The 16,890-nt window shown below is 67.2% G+C and carries 10 protein-coding genes; 6 read left to right on the top strand and 4 right to left on the bottom strand.

Features of this window, described 5'->3' with window-relative positions; all coding sequences use genetic code 11:
* Positions 1-33: 33 nt before the first annotated feature.
* From AC1DKR_RS16465 to AC1DKR_RS16450, 4 genes are all read left to right on the top strand, one after another.
* Entirely contained in the window at positions 34-723 is a 690-nt protein-coding gene (locus AC1DKR_RS16465; protein ID WP_080149867.1) for a response regulator transcription factor, read from the top strand.
* Complete coding sequence (locus tag AC1DKR_RS16460) at positions 716-2,107, top strand: sensor histidine kinase N-terminal domain-containing protein (protein WP_478034033.1); 1,392 nt, start codon at positions 716-718, stop codon at positions 2,105-2,107. Before AC1DKR_RS16465 ends, AC1DKR_RS16460 begins: the two co-directional genes overlap by 8 nt.
* Entirely contained in the window at positions 2,104-3,159 is a 1,056-nt protein-coding gene (locus tag AC1DKR_RS16455; protein ID WP_447945545.1) for an ABC transporter substrate-binding protein, read from the top strand. Before AC1DKR_RS16460 ends, AC1DKR_RS16455 begins: the two co-directional genes overlap by 4 nt.
* 72 nt (positions 3,160-3,231) lie before the next feature.
* Entirely contained in the window at positions 3,232-3,888 is a 657-nt protein-coding gene (locus tag AC1DKR_RS16450; RefSeq protein WP_033831979.1) for a response regulator, read from the top strand.
* Positions 3,889-4,100: 212 nt separating this feature from the next.
* On the opposite strand, the gene AC1DKR_RS16445 is transcribed toward AC1DKR_RS16450, so the two are convergent.
* Together AC1DKR_RS16445 and AC1DKR_RS16440 are read right to left on the bottom strand one after the other, a co-directional pair.
* Positions 4,101-6,752 carry a hybrid sensor histidine kinase/response regulator gene (locus AC1DKR_RS16445; RefSeq protein ID WP_478033709.1) on the bottom strand — a complete coding sequence of 884 codons (2,652 nt, stop codon included), beginning with the start codon at positions 6,750-6,752 and terminating at the stop codon, positions 4,101-4,103.
* A 68-nt stretch (positions 6,753-6,820) separates the two neighbouring features.
* Positions 6,821-7,990 carry an OprO/OprP family phosphate-selective porin gene (locus tag AC1DKR_RS16440; RefSeq protein WP_478033707.1) on the bottom strand — a complete coding sequence of 390 codons (1,170 nt, stop codon included), beginning with the start codon at positions 7,988-7,990 and terminating at the stop codon, positions 6,821-6,823.
* Positions 7,991-8,319: 329 nt separating this feature from the next.
* On the opposite strand from AC1DKR_RS16440, the gene AC1DKR_RS16435 reads away from it, so the two are divergent.
* Entirely contained in the window at positions 8,320-9,675 is a 1,356-nt protein-coding gene (locus tag AC1DKR_RS16435) for a dicarboxylate/amino acid:cation symporter (RefSeq protein ID WP_478033704.1), read from the top strand.
* Between the two features lie 229 nt (positions 9,676-9,904).
* Entirely contained in the window at positions 9,905-12,196 is a 2,292-nt protein-coding gene (locus AC1DKR_RS16430) for an NADP-dependent malic enzyme (protein ID WP_478033700.1), read from the top strand.
* Positions 12,197-12,600: 404 nt separating this feature from the next.
* Here AC1DKR_RS16430 and AC1DKR_RS16425 read toward each other — a convergent pair whose 3' ends face one another.
* Both AC1DKR_RS16425 and AC1DKR_RS16420 read right to left on the bottom strand, forming a co-directional pair.
* Complete coding sequence (locus AC1DKR_RS16425; RefSeq protein ID WP_478033698.1) at positions 12,601-13,356, bottom strand: basic secretory protein-like protein; 756 nt, start codon at positions 13,354-13,356, stop codon at positions 12,601-12,603.
* Positions 13,353-16,697 (bottom strand): GH92 family glycosyl hydrolase, encoded by a 3,345-nt coding sequence (locus tag AC1DKR_RS16420; protein ID WP_478033695.1) that lies wholly within the window; start codon positions 16,695-16,697, stop codon positions 13,353-13,355. Before AC1DKR_RS16420 ends, AC1DKR_RS16425 begins: the two co-directional genes overlap by 4 nt.
* Positions 16,698-16,890 lie beyond the last annotated feature (193 nt).

Raw genomic sequence — 16,890 nt, 5'->3', positions numbered from 1 at the left:
GTAGCATTCGCTTCCCCTCCCACTGTTGTGCCCATGCGCCTGCTGCTGGTCGAAGACAACCCGGACCTGGCCGATGCGATCATCCGTCGCATGCGCCGCAGTGGTCACGCGGTGGACTGGCAGGCCGACGGCCTGGCCGCCGCCAGCGTGCTGCGTTACCAGAGTTTTGATCTGGTGGTGCTGGATATCGGCCTGCCGAAACTGGATGGGCTGCGGGTGCTGGCCGGCATGCGCGAGCGTGGTGACAGCACACCGGTGCTGATGCTGACCGCGCGCGATGGCATCGAAGATCGCGTGCAGGCGCTCGATGTCGGCGCTGACGACTACCTGGGCAAGCCGTTCGACTTCCGCGAGTTCGAAGCGCGCTGCCGCGTGCTGCTGCGGCGCGCACGCGGGCAGGCCAGCGAAGTGGTGCAGATCGGCGGCTTCCAGTTCGACAACGCTGCGCACCGGGTGACCCTGGATGGCGAGCCGATCGAGCTGCCCAACCGCGAATATCGCCTGCTGGAGATCCTGGTCGGACGCTTGGGTCAGGTGGTGGGCAAGGATGAGATCGGCAATGGCCTGTTCGGCTTCGATGACGAAGCCGGGCCGAATGCCATCGAGCTGTACATCGGTCGCCTGCGCAGAAAGCTGGCAGGCGCGCCGCTGCGCATCACCACGGTGCGTGGTGTCGGCTATCTGCTTGAAGCCAGCGACGGCCCGTCCGATGCCGATGGTTGACGCGCGCAGCGCAAGTGCCGCCCCCGGGTCGCTGCGGCGCACCCTGCTGCTGTACCTGGGCGCGTTGCTGGCGGTGTTCGCGGTGGCGCTGCTGTTCGCTGCACGCGACTACGGCCAACGCGCCGCCAACCGCTCCTACGACCATCTGCTGGTGTCTTCGGCCCTGTCGATCGCCGATTCGGTGGCATTGGTCGATGGCCAGTGGCAGGTGGACCTTCCGTATGCCGCGCTGGACCTGCTGGCGATGGCGCCGGAAGACCGCGTGTTCTACCGGATCGCCGACAGCCGCGGCAACCTGATCACCGGCTACGGTGACCTGCCTGCGTCGCCGCAGCGGCCGGGCACGCAACCGCAGTTGTTCGATGCGCCCTACAGCGGCGAGATCGTGCGTTTCGTGGTGGTCGGCCGCAGCTTTGCCGCGGCCTCCGCGCAGGGCGAGGTGCAGGTGCAGGTGGGGCAGACCCGGCGTGCACGCGAAGCGGTGGCGCAGGAACTGGTCACCCGCGCGCTGTTGGCCATCGGCGTGCTCTCGGCATTGCTGCTGGCACTGGTGGCGTTCGGCGTGCACCGCGCGTTTCGGCCGCTGGTGCGGGTCGAGCGCGAGCTGTCACGCCGCGAGCCGTCCGACCTGAAACCGCTGGATGCGCGCGTGCCACGCGAGATGGATCAGATGGTGGCCGCGCTGAACCGCTTCATGGAGCGCCTGTCCAGCAGCAATGAAACCCTGCGTGCGTTCATGGCCGAGGCCGCGCACCAGATGCGCACGCCCTTGGCCGCGCTGCGTGCGCAGGCACAGTTGGCGCTGGACGACGACGATCCGGAAGACATGCGGCGCAGCCTGCAGGCGATCGAGCGCAACGCCACCCACATGAGCCGGCTGCTCAACCAGCTGCTCAGCGATGCCAGCGTGATCCATCGGTCACATCTGCAGCGCTTCGCCACCGTGGACCTGGCCGAGACCGTGCACCAGGCCCTGCATGAAGCGCTGCCGCAGGCAGGGCCCGCCCCGCGCGTGCAGCTGGCGATGACGGCCGAGCCGGTGCAGGTGCATGGCGACGCGCTGCTGCTGCGCGAAGCCATCAAGAATCTGGTCGACAACGCGCTGAAGTACGGCGGCGATGGTCCCTTGCAGATCGCGCTGACCGCTGAAGGCGGACAGGCCGTGCTCACCATCGCCGACCACGGCACCGGCATCGCCGCCGCCGATGCCGAACGCGTGTTCGAGCGTTTCGCGCGCGGCGAGGGCGCACCCTCCGGCGGTGCAGGCCTTGGCCTGGCCATCGTCAAGCGCGTGGTCGACAGCCATGGCGGCCAGATCGATCTCAGCAATCGACCGCAGGGCGGCCTGGTCGCCACCATCCGCCTGCCCCGGAGCAGCACATGATCCGCCTGTTCGTCGTTGTTGTTGCCCTGTTGCTGGCCGTGCCGGCACTCGCTGCACCGGGCGATGTACGCCGCTTCCCCGCCCAGGGCGCCGCCACCGCACAGCTGCGCATCCACGGCACCACCGATATCGAGGTCTTCGCCGAAGTCATCGCTGACTACCAGCGGCTGCATCCGGGCAGCGAGGTGATGTACGAAGACATCATCACCCAGGATCTGTACGCGCGTTACCTGCGCGACCGCAGCGGGCCTGCGTCGCCGGACCTGCTGATCTCCAGCGGCATGGACCTGCAGACCAAGCTGGTCAACGACGGCCACGCGTTGCCACACCGCTCGCTGCAGACGCAGGCGCTGCCAGCGTGGGCGCAATGGCGTGGCGAGGCATTCGGCATCAGCTACGAACCGGTGGTGGTGGTCTACAACACCCGCAGGCTGCCGGCGGCGAAAGCGCCGCACACGCGTCGACAGTTGCTGGACCTGCTGCGCGCGGAGGGGGCGCCGTTGCGCGGCAAGGTCGGTACCTACGATATCGAACGCAGCAGCGTGGGCTACCTGCTGGCGACCCAGGACGCGCAGCGCGGCAGCATCGCCGGCGCGTTGCTCGGTGCGCTGGGCGACAACGCGGTGGTGCGCGAGGAGCGTACCGGGGTGCTGCTGGACCAGGTGGCCAGCGGCCAGTTGTCGTTGGTCTACAACGTGCTGGGCTCGTATGCGCAGGCGCGTATCGATGCGGGCGCACCGCTGGCCATCGTCGAGCCGGAAGACTACACGCTGGTGGTGCTGCGTACGGCGGTGATTCCGCGCACCGGCGCGCACCCGCAGGAAGCGCGGCGTTTCCTCGATTACCTGCTGTCACCGCGCGGCCAGCAGGTGCTCGCGCGGGAAGCGCGGCTGATGCCGATCGTGCGCAGCGATGCAGGCGGCGGGGATGCCCCTGGCCGCAGCCGTCGCCCGATCCAGCTCGGCCCCGGCCTGCTGGTCTACCTGGATGCGCTCAAGCGCCGCCAGTTCCTGGATGCATGGCGCAGCAGCGTGGAGCCGGCGGGGCGGTAGCGCCCGTACTGGTGCTCCGGTAGCGCCGGGCCATGCCCGGCGGAGGCAGTTCGCTGCCCGTACAATGGCCGCATGAGCGAATACACCATCCTGATCGCCGATGACCATCCGCTGCTGCGTTCGGCAGTGGTGCAGTCGTTGCGGCAGAGTCTGCCGCTGGCGCAGGTACGCGAGGTCGCCAGCGCCGAAGCACTGGCCACTTCGCTGGACGCACAGCCCGATGTGGATCTGGTGCTGCTGGACCTGACCATGCCGGGCGCACATGGATTCTCCGCGCTACTGCACGTGCGCGGTTCGCACCCGGACATTCCGGTGGTGATTCTGTCCTCCAACGACCACCCGCGGGTGATCCGTCGCGCGCAACAGTTCGGCGCGGCTGGTTTCATTCCCAAGTCCGCGCCTGCCGAAACCATCGGTGAAGCGGTGGCAGCGGTGCTCGATGGTGGCCTGTGGTTTCCGGCGATGGCGGCCGAGCGTTCCGAGGCCGACGCGTTGCTGGCCAGCCGCCTGGCGCAGCTGACGCCGCAGCAGTTCCGGGTGCTGCTGTGCCTGGCCGACGGGCTGCTCAACAAGCAGATCGCCTATGAACTGGGCTTGGCCGAAAACACGGTGAAGGTGCACGTGACCGCCATCCTGAAGAAGCTCGAATGCCACAGCCGCACGCAGGCAGCAGTGCTGGTGAAGGCGCTGGAGCCGGAGGGTGATGCGCGCGTTGGATTGGATGGCTGACAGAGACGGGACGTTGGCGCATGTAGTGCGTCGTTGCGGATGCAGTTCCGCTTTCCTGATCAGTTCCCGCTGATCGAATTCAGTTTGGGATCGGTAGAGAACATGAATCTGTTCTCGTATCCCGCGCCGAGCTTCAGATGCTTCGGCGTAGCTGTATGTGGGAGACGATCGCTCTGACGCCCACCGCTGGCCCTCGCTCAGGTGCGATTGGCTTACCCGCGATGCCGCAACAGCAGCTGCGTCATCAACGCCCGCAGCGCCGGCGGCCGCACGGGCTTGAGGAGGAAGCCCCAGCCGTTCTCCGCAGCATGCACTTTCAGCGCATCATCGCGCTCAGCGGTCACCAGGATCACCGGTGGCCGCGCCTTCCACAGCGTGCACAGCGCTTCATACAGGTCCGGTCCGTGCCATTGCCCCATGCGTACGTCCAGCAGCAACAGTTGCGGCACGTTCAGCGCACTGGCGATTTCCAGTGCCCCCTGGGGGCCATCGGCAAGTTCCACATGGCAGCCCCAGCGTTCCAGCAGAGCACGGGTTGCCGCACAGACGTGGGGGTCATCATCGATGCTCCAGACCCGACATTCGCGCAGCGGGCTGTCATCGGACGGTTCGGTCGCGACGACCGGCGCCGCCGGCGGCGCAATCACCTCGTCGGCGCGCCCGAGTGCCACGCTCACCGCGAATACGCTGCCCCTGCCCAGCGCGGAACGCAGGCTGATGCGGTGTCCGAGCAGTCGACCGATGCGTTCGACGATGGCCAGGCCCAGGCCGGCGCCCCGTTCCTGCTCCACGCCGTCGTTGAGGCGCCGGAACTCTTCGAAGATCTCGCCCTGCAGGCTTTCCGGAATACCTGGTCCCTGGTCATGCACCTCGATGCGCAGCTGGTCGCCTGCACGCCGGCAGCCGATCAGCACGCGGCCACGTGGCGTATAGCGCAGCGCATTGGACAGGAAATTCTGCAGGATGCGCCGCAGCAGTGCTTCGTCGCTGACGATCACCGCACGGGTGTCCACCCAGTCCAGTTGCAGGCCCCGGCTCTGTGCGGCGATGCCGAACTCGCGCGCCAGGGTTTCCAGCAAGGGAGACAGCGCGAATGCGCGCACCCGTACCTGCAACGACCCCGACTCCAGCCGTGAAATATCCAGCAGGCTGTTGAGGATCGCGTCCTGCGCCGCCAGTGCGGCGTCGATATGGTCGCTGGTCTGTTGCTGTTCGGGGTCGGTGAGCTTGCCGCGCAGCACCGACACGAACATGCGCGCGGCGTTCAGCGGCTGCAGCAGGTCGTGCACGGCCGAGGCGACGAAGCGGGTCTTGTAACGGTTGGCCTGCTCGGCTTCGCGGCGGGCTTCGTCCAGATCCTGGGTGCGTTCGGCCACGCGGTGTTCCAGCGCATCGGCCAGCGAACGCAGCTCGCGTGCAGCGTTCTTGTAGCTGGTGATGTCGGCATAGCTGGTGACGAAGCCGCCATCGGGCAACGGGTTGCCGCGGATCTCCAGCACCGTGCCGTCGTCCTTCTCGCTCTCGCGCATGTGCGGGCGGCCACTGCGCAGGTGGGTCAGGCGGCGTTCGATGGCCTCGTCGATCGGGCCGGGCCCCAACAGGCCGCGACGTGCGTTGAAGCGGAACAGTTCCTCGATCGGACGGCCCACCCGCACCAGCCCCGCCGGGAAGCGGAACAGCTCCAGATAGCGCGAATTCCACGCGACCAGACGCTGTTCCTTGTCGATCACCACCACGCCCTGCGGCAGATGTTCGAGGCTGCGGCTCAAGCCAACGTCGGCATCGGTCGCGGCTTCCAGCAGGCCGTCCTGGGCGGTCCGCAGTTCCTGTGCATGCTGCTTGAGCAGGGTTTCCAGTTCACGCCGGCTGCGCTGGCGGTGCTTGGACAGGCGACGCCGTTGCTGCACGAACAGCAGCAGGAAACCCAGCGCCAGCCAAGCGGCGGCGCCGGCCACTGCCGCGCCGCGGCCGGCGCTGGTGGCCGCGCTGGCGTCGTGCAGCAGGTGCAGGCTCCAGTCTTCGTCGGGCAGCGCCAGGGTCTGCCACAGCATCGCCTGCGGCAGTGCCGGGTCGAGCAGGCGCACCATGCGGCCGCCATCGGCCAGCACATCTTCGGTGCGCACGCGCAGCGGCTGCAGCGAGCGGTCGGCATACTGCCGCGCCGCGCGCATCTCGTTGCGTTCCTCCGTGCCGAGCGGGCGCAGCAGGCGGTAGCGCCAGGCATCGCGGTTGGCCAGGAACACCACGTCGTGGTTGTCGCTGGTCAGCACCACGTCCGGGCTGTTCAACCATTCCTGTTCCAGCGCCGACAGCTCGATCTTGATCACGATCACGCCGATGCGCTGGCTGTCGGCATCGAGGATGGCCTCGGACATGAAGTAGCCGGGCACGCCGGTGGTCATGCCGATGCCGTAGAAGCGACCACGGCCATGGGCCAGTGCTTGCTGGTAGTAGGGGCGGTAGCTGTAATCCTCGCCGACGTTGCTGGTCGGCTGGTCCCAGTTGCTGGCGGCCACGGCCACGCCATCGTGGCCGACCAGGGTCAGTGTCGAGGTGCGGGTGACCTGGTTGGCGCGCTGCAGTTTGAGGTTCAGGCGTTGCCGCTCGGCGGGCGAGGGCGGCACCTGCAGTGCTTGCAGCAGGTCCGGATCCAGCGCCATCACCTGCGGCAGGGTGCCGAACCGGTCGATGCGCTGTTGCAGTCCCTGGCCATACAGCTGCAGCTGGCGCTGCACCTGCGCGCTTTCGGTGCCCAGCGCGCGACGCCAGGCATAGTGGCCTGCGGCGGCCGCGCACAGCACGGTGCCGGCCACCATCACCAGAACGGTCAGCAACTGCAGGCGGTGTCGGCTGAGCCAGTACATGGCGGCAGTCTACGCAGGGCCGGCGGGCGTGGCATGCACGCCCGCCGGGATCTGACACGTGGAAGGGATCAGAAGTGCATCTGCGCGCGAAGTTCGAAGATCTCCGGAGTGCTGTGCACACCGCGACGGCTGGCGTCGACCTTCACGTAGTTGGCCTGGAACTTGAAGTGGCTGGTCAGGTACCAGTTGGCGCCCAGGGTCAGGTCGTGCTGGCGGCCACCGAGGATGCTGGCGTCGTCCAGGTCCAGACGGCTGTAGCGGGCCACCAGTTCCACCGCACCGTAGTCGTGCGCCGGCTTGATGTTGGCAACGGCGCCGGCGTTGTACGGGCGCGATTCGCCGGTCAGCACCCAGCTGGCCATCGCGTACTGGCCGTGGCCGGTGTAGTCGGGCTTGCCATCATTGCGGGTGACGGTGGCCTGCAGCGCTTCGGCCTGCAGCGAGAACGGACCGCGGATCCAGATACCTTCCAGGCCGGTGCGGCGGATCTGGTCGGCGGTGACCAAGGCCCCCGAATCGACCAGGCGGATGTCGGTCAGGCCGGCTTCCGGACGGGCCCGCAGGCGCGCGCTGGCTTCGTGGTGCACGTCGCGGCCATCGTGGTAACCGCGCGGATTTTCCTGCGAATAGGCCAGGCCCAGGTGGATCACGTCACCCGGTGCCTTCACCGGCGTCCACACCGCACGCACCGCCTGGGTGGTGCCGGGGTTGTCGCCCTGCAGGTCCTTGCCGCCATAGGCGCCGGCCTGCAGCAGGTATTGCGGACGCTCCAGCACCCATTCCACGCCGGTGCGGCGGCCTGCGTAGAACGCCTGCACGGGCAGCGCGGTTTCCAGGAAGCTGCCGGCGCGCGAGGAGGTGTTGGCATCCAGGCCGACCGGGGTCTTCATGTAGCCGAAGCGGAAGCGGCCGACATCGCGGCCGAAGAACGCCTTGCTCTCGAAGCGCACGAACACGTCCAGCCAGGTATCGGCCTGGAAGTCGTAGTAGACCATTGCGTCGTACACGCCCTTCTTTTTCAGGGTCGCGCCGAATTCCTTGCGGCGCACCGCGTCGTCATCCTCGATGCCGCTGGCGGACGAGAAGTCGTTGTAGTCGTAGGCGATGTTGGCGGTGGCGGCCAGTTCCGTGCCGTCGCCGAAGGCGTATTTGGTCGGCCAGTTGTCGAAATCGGCAGCCGAAGCGAAGGCGGGAAGCGCCGCCAGGGAAAGGGCGAGCAAGGTGGGAATCGGGCGCATGATGGTGCGGCTCTCTCAGATTGCGTGTGGACAGGACAACAACGGCCGCAATGGCCGGAACTTTCGCAATGACGCGCCCGGCCGTTCAGGTCGGGCCACCGGCATCCCCGCGATCAGCGGTGCGGCGCCAGTGTAGGCAGCGCAGCCACCTGAACCGGGGGGCTAGTACCAATAGGTTATCTGCGTGGCGGTGCGTGGCGCGTACAAAGGCGTCCATTGGTCGCACCCCGCGGCTGTAGTCAAGGGGCGTGCGGTCAGTTTCCACGGTAACGGTTCCCGTGCACTTCCGGGGCCGTACGTGCCTGAAAACGCCCCTTCCGGAGTCCGCCATGCACATCCCGACCGCTGCGCCGATGCCCAGCAAGCCGTTGCCGCTCTACCGCCAGCTGTACTTCCAGGTGATCGTGGCGATCGTCCTGGGTGCTGTCCTCGGCCATTACGAGCCGCTGATCGGCGAGAAGATGAAGCCGCTCGGTGATGCCTTCATCAACCTGGTGAAGATGATCATCGCGCCGGTGATCTTCCTGACCATCGTCACCGGCATCGCCGGCATGACCCACCTGCGCACGGTGGGCCGGGTGTTCGCCAAGGCGATGGCGTATTTCCTGTTCTTCTCCACGCTGGCGCTGATCGTCGGCATGATCGTGGCGCACGTGGTGCAGCCCGGCGCCGGCATGAACATCAACCCGGCTGAGCTGGACCAGACCGCGGTGCACAGCTATGTCGAGAAGTCGCACGACCTGACCCTGGTCGGCTTCCTGATGGACATCATTCCGAAGACGCTGATCAGCGCCTTCGTTGACGGCAACATCCTGCAGGTGCTGTTCGTGGCGGTGCTGTTCGGCATCGCGCTGGCCTCGGTGGGCGAGAAGGGCAAGCCGATCCAGAATTTCCTGGAAGCGCTGGTCGCGCCGGTGTTCAAGCTGGTGCACATCCTGATGAAGGCTGCGCCGATCGGTGCCTTCGGTGCCATCGCCTTCACCATCGGCAAGTACGGCGTCGGCTCGCTGGTCAACCTGGCCTGGCTGGTCGGCTCGTTCTACCTCACCGCGTTCCTGTTCGTTGCGGTGATCCTGGGCGTGGTCTGCCGTCTGTGTGGCTTCTCGGTGTTCAAGCTGGCCCGTTACCTGAAGGCCGAGCTGCTGCTGGTGCTGGGCACCTCGTCGTCGGAGTCGGCGCTGCCGTCGCTGATGGAGAAGATGGAACGTGCCGGCTGCAGCAAGTCGGTGGTCGGCCTGGTGGTCCCCACCGGTTACTCGTTCAACCTGGACGGCACCAACATCTACATGACCCTGGCCGCGCTGTTCATCGCCCAGGCCACCAACACCGAGCTGACCCTGGGCCACCAGATCGCGCTGTTGCTGGTGGCGATGCTCAGCTCCAAGGGCGCTGCCGGCGTCACCGGTGCCGGCTTCATCACCCTGGCCGCAACCCTGGCGGTGGTGCCGGAAGTGCCGGTGGCCGGCATGGCGCTGATCCTGGGCGTGGACCGCTTCATGAGCGAGTGCCGCTCGCTGACCAACTTCATCGGCAACGCGGTGGCCACGGTGGTGGTCTCGCGCTGGGAAGGTGCGCTGGACCGCGACCGCCTGACGCTGGCGCTGGATGGTCGCGAAAGCGAACTGCCGCCGCCGGTCGATGCCGTGCCGCTGGCGATGACCGAGGCGCTGCCCGCCAAGGGCTGATCCGGGTGTGTGGTACTGCGGGGCCGGTCACAGCAGTGGCACGGCCCCGCAGCGTTTCAAGGCGTCCCACGGCTGTCATCGCCAGCGCCGAAGCTGTGCTCTGGTAACGTCGCATACGCCATGGAATTGTGCGGTCGCAGCATCACTGCGACAGCATAGCGACAGGTCCGACCGCTCCAACGGGGGTATGATCCCCTGTCCCTTCTGCCCATTCATGTAACCCACATCGATGTCCAACGAAGATTTCAAACAGGCCGCCCTCGATTACCACCGGATGTCTCCGCCCGGCAAGATCAAGGTTTCCGCTACCAAGCCCATGCTGACCCAGCGCGACCTGTCGCTGGCGTATTCGCCGGGCGTGGCGTACGCCTGTGAAGCGATCAAGGCCGATCCGCAGCAGGCCAGCGAGCTGACCGCCCGCGGCAACCTGGTGGCGGTGATCTCCAACGGTACCGCGGTGCTGGGCCTGGGCAACATCGGCGCGCTGGCCGGCAAGCCGGTGATGGAAGGCAAGGGCGTGCTGTTCCAGAAGTTCGCCGGCATCGATGTGTTCGACATCGAAGTGGACGAGAACGACCCGGACAAGCTGGTCGACATCATCGCCTCGCTGGAGCCGACCTTCGGCGGCATCAACCTGGAAGACATCAAGGCACCGGAGTGCTTCATCGTCGAGCGCAAGCTGCGCGAGCGCATGAAGATCCCGGTGTTCCATGACGACCAGCACGGCACGGCGATCATCGTCGGTGCTGCGGTGCTGAACGCCATGGCGATCACCGGCAAGAAGATCGAAGAAGTGAAGCTGGCGACCACGGGCATGGGCGCGGCCGGCATTTCCTGCGTGAACATGCTGGTGCAGCTGGGCCTTAAGCCGGAGAACATCCTGGCCTTCGACCGCGAAGGCGTGATCCACACCGGCCGTACCGACCTGGACCCGGAAAAGCTGCGCTATGCGCGCGACACCGACAAGCGCACCCTGGCCGAGATCGTCGATGGCGCGGACATCTTCCTGGGCCTGTCGGCGCCGGGCATCCTGACCGCCGAGATGGTCAATACGATGGCACCGGACCCGGTGATCTTCGCCCTGGCCAACCCGACCCCGGAAATCATGCCGGAACTGGTGCGCGCCGCGCGTCCGGACGCGATCATCGGTACCGGCCGTTCGGACTACCCGAACCAGGTCAACAACGTGCTGTGCTTCCCGTACCTGTTCCGCGGTGCGCTGGACGTCGGTGCGACCGCGATCAACGAGGAAATGAAGATCGCCTGCGTGCGCGCGATCGCCGCGCTGGCCCGCCGCGCCGCCACCGACATGGGCTCTGCCTATGGCGGTGAGACCCCCAGCTTCGGCCGCGAATACCTGATCCCGCGTCCGTTCGACCGCCGCCTGCTGGTGGAACTGTCGGCCGCCGTGGCCCAGGCCGCGATGGATTCGGGCGTGGCCGCCCGTCCGATCGCCGACATGGAAGCCTACCGGCAGAAGCTGTCGCAGTTCGTCTACCGCACCAGCCTGATGATGAAGCCGGTCTACGACCGCGCGCGCAGCGACAAGCAGCGCGTGGTGTATGCCGAAGGCGAAGAAGAAGTGGTGCTGCAGGCGGTGCAGAACGTGGTCGACGACGGCCTGGCACATCCGATCCTGATCGGCCGCCCGGAAGTGATCGAATCGCGCATCGAGCGCCTCGGCCTGCGCCTGAAGATCGGCGAGAACATTGAAGTCACCAACATCAATGACGACCCGCGCTTCAACGAATACTGGCAGTACTACCACGGCCTGACCGGCCGTCGTGGCGTCACCGTGGCCGCCGCCAAGAACCTGATGCGTTCGCGCCCGACCCTGATCGCTGCGGTGATGGTGGCCCGTGGCGAAGCCGATGCGATGCTGACCGGCATCGTCGGCCGCTTCCACAAGAAGCTGGGCTACGTGCGCAGCGTGCTGCCGCTGGAATCGAAGGTCACCTCGACCTCGGCGATGACCGGCGTGATCAACCAGCAGGGCGTGTTCTTCTTCGTCGATACCCACGTGCAGGAAGACCCGACCGCAGAGCAGCTGTGCGAAGCGACCCTGCAGGCCGCGTACCGCATGAAGTTGTTCGGCGTCGAACCGAAGGTGGCACTGCTGTCGCACTCCAACTTCGGCAGCCACGATTCGAAGGATGCGCTGAAGATGCGCCAGGTGCGCGAGCTGCTGCTCAAGCGCAACCCGCGTCTGAACGTGGACGGCGAAATGCAGGGCGACACCGCATGGGATGAAGCCCTGCGCCAGAAGCTGCTGCCGGGCTCGACCCTGCAGGGCCGTGCCAACCTGTTCGTGCTGCCGAACCTGGAAGCGGCCAACATCGCCTACAACCTGGTGCGCGTGTTCACCGATGGCGTGGCGATCGGTCCGATCCTGATGGGCGTCAACAAGCCGGTGCACATCCTGACCACCAGCGCGACGTCGCGCCGGATCCTGAACATGACCGCGATTGCAGCAGTCGATGCGCAGATCCGCAAGCAGATCGAAGCGGAAAAGAAGGCATAAGCCTTCGTTCTGATGCGATCTGCAGAAACGCGCCCCACGGGGCGCGTTTCTGTTTTCGCAACGTCGAAACGGTAGTGCCGGCCGCTGGCCGGCAACCGCCATCATGTCCAGGTGCACCGCGACAGCGAGCCAGCGGCCGGCTCTACCCGCAGGCGCCTGCCACACCCGCTACGCCGCCCGGTAATCGCCCTGCAACCTCGCTGCGGCCCAATACGCCCACGCGGCCTGGCCGTGGGAAGGGACCGGACCGGCCTTCCCACCCTGGGCCCGACCAACTTTCCATGGGCGGAGCAGTGTCATGCGCAGTCGAGTGAGCAAGCGGTACTTCCAGCAGCTGTTCGCGCTGTACGCCGGCTTCGTGCAGTCGCGTTGAAGGCCGGGGCATCGCCCCAGCAACGTCGAGCTTACCGCCGCTTCGCGCGCCGCGCGGGCGGCGGCGCAGGGGCCGGGGAGCGCGGCTTGGCATACTCCGCCCACAGCGCCGGCAGGGTCTTGCCAGTGTGTTTCTGCCATAGCGCCGGCGCATAGCGCCCGTCGCGCAGATCCTTGTCCAGTGCCAGCACCAGTCCCGGGTGCGCCGCTTCGGCCCACTTCAGGAAGGCACCGGTCACCCGGTAGCCGCTTTCCACCGTCTGGCCCTGGCTCAGCTTGTCCGGCAACGCCCAGCCGGCAGCGGCGTTGTTCATGCCGTAGCGATCGCGGGCGTAGTCGGCAATGCCCTCCACCAGCCAGCCCGGCACGCGCTTGTCGCCATAGCTGGGGTAGCCCTGCACGATGTGCATCGCTTCGTGGGTGACCAGATCGATGTCATCCGGGTGCTGGACCAGCCAGCCCGGATTGATCGTGATCGTGCTGGCCTTGTCCTTGTCGCCGACGAAGGCGACGCCGTTGTACGCCGGATCGATCACGATGCGCACCTCGTTCGGCGCGGCCGGGCGGAAGTCCGCACGCTCGCGCAGGTAAGCGAAGTAGAACGTATCGATGATGCGCTTGCGCACCGGTGCGGCCAGCGCGCCGGTGGCATCCTGGTAGTACAGGGTCACCCCGTCACGGCTGACCTGCCCATCGAAGGCCCGGGTCTGCGGTTGTGCGTGGCTGAGGCTGGGAAATACAAGGGCGGCAAGAGCGAGGGGGAGCAAACGTAGGCGCATGGACGTCATTGTAGGGGGGAGGGCGCCAACAGTTCGATCTCGGCCAGCTGCAGGCGCCCCGGCGCAGCCAGGCGCAGACGGTACTCGGCGTAGCGTGAGGGCGAGGCGATACGGAACGGGCGGGTCTGCCGCGCCGAGGTGAAATCTTCGCCGCGTCGCTGGTCCAGCGTTACCCAGCGCCCGTTGCCGGCACGCGCTTCCAGTGTCCACTCACCGCCACGGATTGTGCCGTCACCGCTGGTCAGCGTGTACATCGTCGGTACGCCATCGCCCACGTGGCTCAGTGCGATGGTCACGCCGCCGCCCAGCGGCACGGCCGTGTTGGCATCGTCGTCGATCAGCGCGGGCAGGGCACGGCCATCAGCCAGTGCCGCCTGCGCGCCATTGCCGAGCAGATCGTGCAGCAACTGCGGGCGCTGGCCGCGCGCGGTCAGCGAGCGCGGAACATCATCGACGCCGCTGCCCCAGCGTGACGGCTGCGGGCCCATCACGAAGTCCAGGGTTGCACCCCTGGCGATCACTTCGTGCGGCACCCAGGTCTTGGTCCACGGCTTGCCGTTGATCTTCAGCGACTGCACGTAAACGTTCTCCGGCGAATTCTGCGGTGCATTGACGGTCAACGCCGCGCCGCCCTGCAGCTCGACGCGCGCATGCTGGAACGCCGGCGAACCAATCACGTACTCCGGTGCACCCATGCGCAGCGGATACAGGCCCAGCGAGGCCATCACGTACCACGCCGAGGTCTCGCCGTTGTCCTCGTCGCCCGGGTAGCCCTGGCCGATCTCGCTGCCGACATACAGCCGCGACAGGATCTCGCGCACATGCTGCTGGGTCTTCCACGGCTGCCCGGCATACAGGTACATCCACGGGATGTGGTGTGCCGGCTGGTTGCTGTGCGCGTACATGCCCATGCGCACGTCACGCGCTTCGGTCATCTCGTGGATGGTGCCGCCGTAGGAGCCGGCGAACGCGGCGTCGGCGGTTTCCGGCGTGGCGAAGAAGGTATCGAGCTTGGCGGCCAGCTTGTCACGGCCACCGTACAGCGCGGCCAGGCCTTCGCCGTCATGCGCGGCGGTGAAGGCGAACGTCCAGCCATTGGATTCGGTGTAGTCGTGGCCCCACACACGCGGGTCGTAGTCCTTGGCCTGCAGGCGCCAGCTGCCATCGGGCCTGCGGCCCTGGAAGAAGCCGGCGGCCGGATCGAACAACGTCGCGTAGCTGCCGGCGCGGTGACGGAAGTAGTCGGCCTCGGTGGCGTAGCGTTCGCGTGCGGACGGTGTCGTCGCGCGCTTGGCCAGGGCATCGGCCATGTTGGCGATGCCGAAATCATTGAGCGCACCTTCCATCGTCCACGACATGCCTTCATGCACGTCGGCGCTGGCATAGCCGCGGAACGTCGAACGATCCATGCCCTTGCGGCCGACGTGGCGGTCCGGTGGCACCACGGTGGCGTTCTTCAGCGCTGCGGCGTAGGCCTCTTCCGGATCGAAGCCACCGATGCCCTTCAGCCACGCATCGGCGAAGGCGACGTCCGAGCTGGTGCCGACCATCAGGTCCGCGTAGCCCGGCGAGGACCAGCGCGCGACCCAGCCACCGGCGCGGTACTGCTCGATGAAACCCTGTACCAGCTGCCCGGCATCATCCGGGGTGAACAGCGCATACGCCGGCCAGGTGGTGCGGAACGTGTCCCAGAAGCCGTTGTTGACGAACACCTTGCCGTCGCGGACCGGGGCGAAGCTGCGTGTCGCGCTGCCGTCGGTGTTGTCATCGGCGGCGCTGGCCTGGCTGGCATAGCGCCAGTCGGGAGCGGCGACGGTGCCCGCATTCTCGTGGCCGGAATTGGGGTACAGGTACAGCCGGTACAGGCTGGAGTACAGCGTGGTCTTCTGGTCGTCGCTGGCGTTGCCGATGTCGAAGCGGGCCAGGCGCGCATCCCACGCATCCTGTGCACGCCCGGCTACGCTTTCCAGCGTATCGGCTGCGGCGATTTCCAGCGCCAGGTTGTGGCGCGCCTGCTCGACGGAGATCAACGAGGTGGCGATGCGCATCGTCACCCGCCGCTCGCTGCCTGCGTCGAATTTGATGTAGCCGGTCGGGCGGCCGGTGCCGATGTGGCCGCTGCTGCGCCACGGCTTGTCGAAGCTGGCCACCACATACATGCGGGTGGCGCCGTTGGACAGGCCGCTGCGGGTATCGGTGTAGCCGGACAACGTCTGCGTGGCGGCATCGAGGGTCAGCCCACCGCGTGCATCGACGTTGTCGAACAGCAGGTTGGCGTCGCCGCCTGCGGGGAAATCGAAGCGGAACAGCGCGGCATGGTCAGTGGGGGCGATGGACGCGGCGATGCCGTTGTCGAAGCGCACGTCGTAGCGATACGGGCGCGCGCTTTCCTGTGCGCGGTCGAAGGGCAGCGCACGCTTGCTGCGATCAGCTTCAGGTACACCGCGCGTGGCGGAGGGCATCACCTGGAAGGTCTGGCGGTCGCCCATCCACGGGCTGGGCTGGTGGCTCAGCGCCAACGCCTGCAGCTGCGGCCGGTTCTTCGCATCGTTCTGCTCGTTCCAGCGGTACAGCCAGTTCAGTGCGCCGGCATCGGTCACCGGCGTCCAGAAGTTGAAACCGTGCGGTACCGCAGTGGCCGGGAAGTTGTTGCCGCGCGAGAAGGTGCCGTTGGCCTGGGTTCCGCGCGTGGTCAGTACCCAGTCGGAGACGCGCTGCGGCGCCTGCCGTGGCTGCACGTCCAGGCGCACGTCGTCGATCCAGCCCGACACAGGCGCGCCGTTGGCGCTGGCCACCTCGAGCTCGATGGCCAGCACGCGGCGGCCCTTCAGCGCCGGCATGTCGCCCAGCCTGACCGCCTTGCGCGCCCACTGCTGCGGGTACAACGTCTTCGAATCGCCCTGCGCCCGTGCGCCCAGCGCTACGCCGTGCTGGTCGCGCGCGCCGCTGGCGGAGACGCGGCTGCCATCGTCCAGCAGCAGGTCCAGCGAGACATGGGTGGAGGCCACGGTGTCCTTGCCGACGATCTCCGGCAGTACCAGCCAGGACAGCGTGGTGTCGGTGTCGATGGGCAGATCGGTCTTGAACAGTTCGCGGCGCGCCTGGCCGCCACTGGCGCTGTAATGCAACGCATGCAGGCCGCTGTAGCCGACGTTGCGCTTGGCCGCGTACGGCGCGGCAGGACCACTGCCGACCTCGACGGACAGCGCGCCAGCGGACCTGGCCGGTGCCGGTTCGCCCGGCTCGAAGGAGGTCTGCAGCCCTTGCGCCAGCACCGGTGTCGCAGTGGTCGCACAGGCCAGGGCCAGGGCGAGCGGAAGCAGGGCGCGGCGCGGATCGGACAGGGTCATGCAGGGTCTCCCGGTAGGGCAGGCGGCAGGCAGAACCCGCATCGGCGAACACCACGGACAGCATCGCCCCGTCCGCCGCAGGGCAGTCGGGAGACGATGCAGGTCCGGTGGGGGGCGGGCCATGCGATCGGGTCAGGAATGGATCGGACCCGATGCTGCAACAGCTGGCAGCGCCCTGACAAGTGCCATTTAG

Source organism: Stenotrophomonas sp. 01N47, from assembly GCF_056399165.1.
Note: the sequence above shows the minus strand (reverse complement) of the source record. Positions and strands in the feature narration are given on the sequence as shown.

What these genes read in the sequence shown, in the direction of transcription:
- AC1DKR_RS16465 (WP_080149867.1), top strand. Translation starts at nt 34, where the DNA reads ATGCGCCTGCTGCTGGTCGAAGACAACCCGGACCTGGCCGATGCGATC.
- AC1DKR_RS16460 (WP_478034033.1), top strand. Translation starts at nt 716, where the DNA reads ATGGTTGACGCGCGCAGCGCAAGTGCCGCCCCCGGGTCGCTGCGGCGC.
- AC1DKR_RS16455 (WP_447945545.1), top strand. Translation starts at nt 2,104, where the DNA reads ATGATCCGCCTGTTCGTCGTTGTTGTTGCCCTGTTGCTGGCCGTGCCG.
- AC1DKR_RS16450 (WP_033831979.1), top strand. Translation starts at nt 3,232, where the DNA reads ATGAGCGAATACACCATCCTGATCGCCGATGACCATCCGCTGCTGCGT.
- AC1DKR_RS16445 (WP_478033709.1), bottom strand. Translation starts at nt 6,752, where the DNA reads ATGTACTGGCTCAGCCGACACCGCCTGCAGTTGCTGACCGTTCTGGTG.
- AC1DKR_RS16440 (WP_478033707.1), bottom strand. Translation starts at nt 7,990, where the DNA reads ATGCGCCCGATTCCCACCTTGCTCGCCCTTTCCCTGGCGGCGCTTCCC.
- AC1DKR_RS16435 (WP_478033704.1), top strand. Translation starts at nt 8,320, where the DNA reads ATGCACATCCCGACCGCTGCGCCGATGCCCAGCAAGCCGTTGCCGCTC.
- AC1DKR_RS16430 (WP_478033700.1), top strand. Translation starts at nt 9,905, where the DNA reads ATGTCCAACGAAGATTTCAAACAGGCCGCCCTCGATTACCACCGGATG.
- AC1DKR_RS16425 (WP_478033698.1), bottom strand. Translation starts at nt 13,356, where the DNA reads ATGACGTCCATGCGCCTACGTTTGCTCCCCCTCGCTCTTGCCGCCCTT.
- AC1DKR_RS16420 (WP_478033695.1), bottom strand. Translation starts at nt 16,697, where the DNA reads ATGACCCTGTCCGATCCGCGCCGCGCCCTGCTTCCGCTCGCCCTGGCC.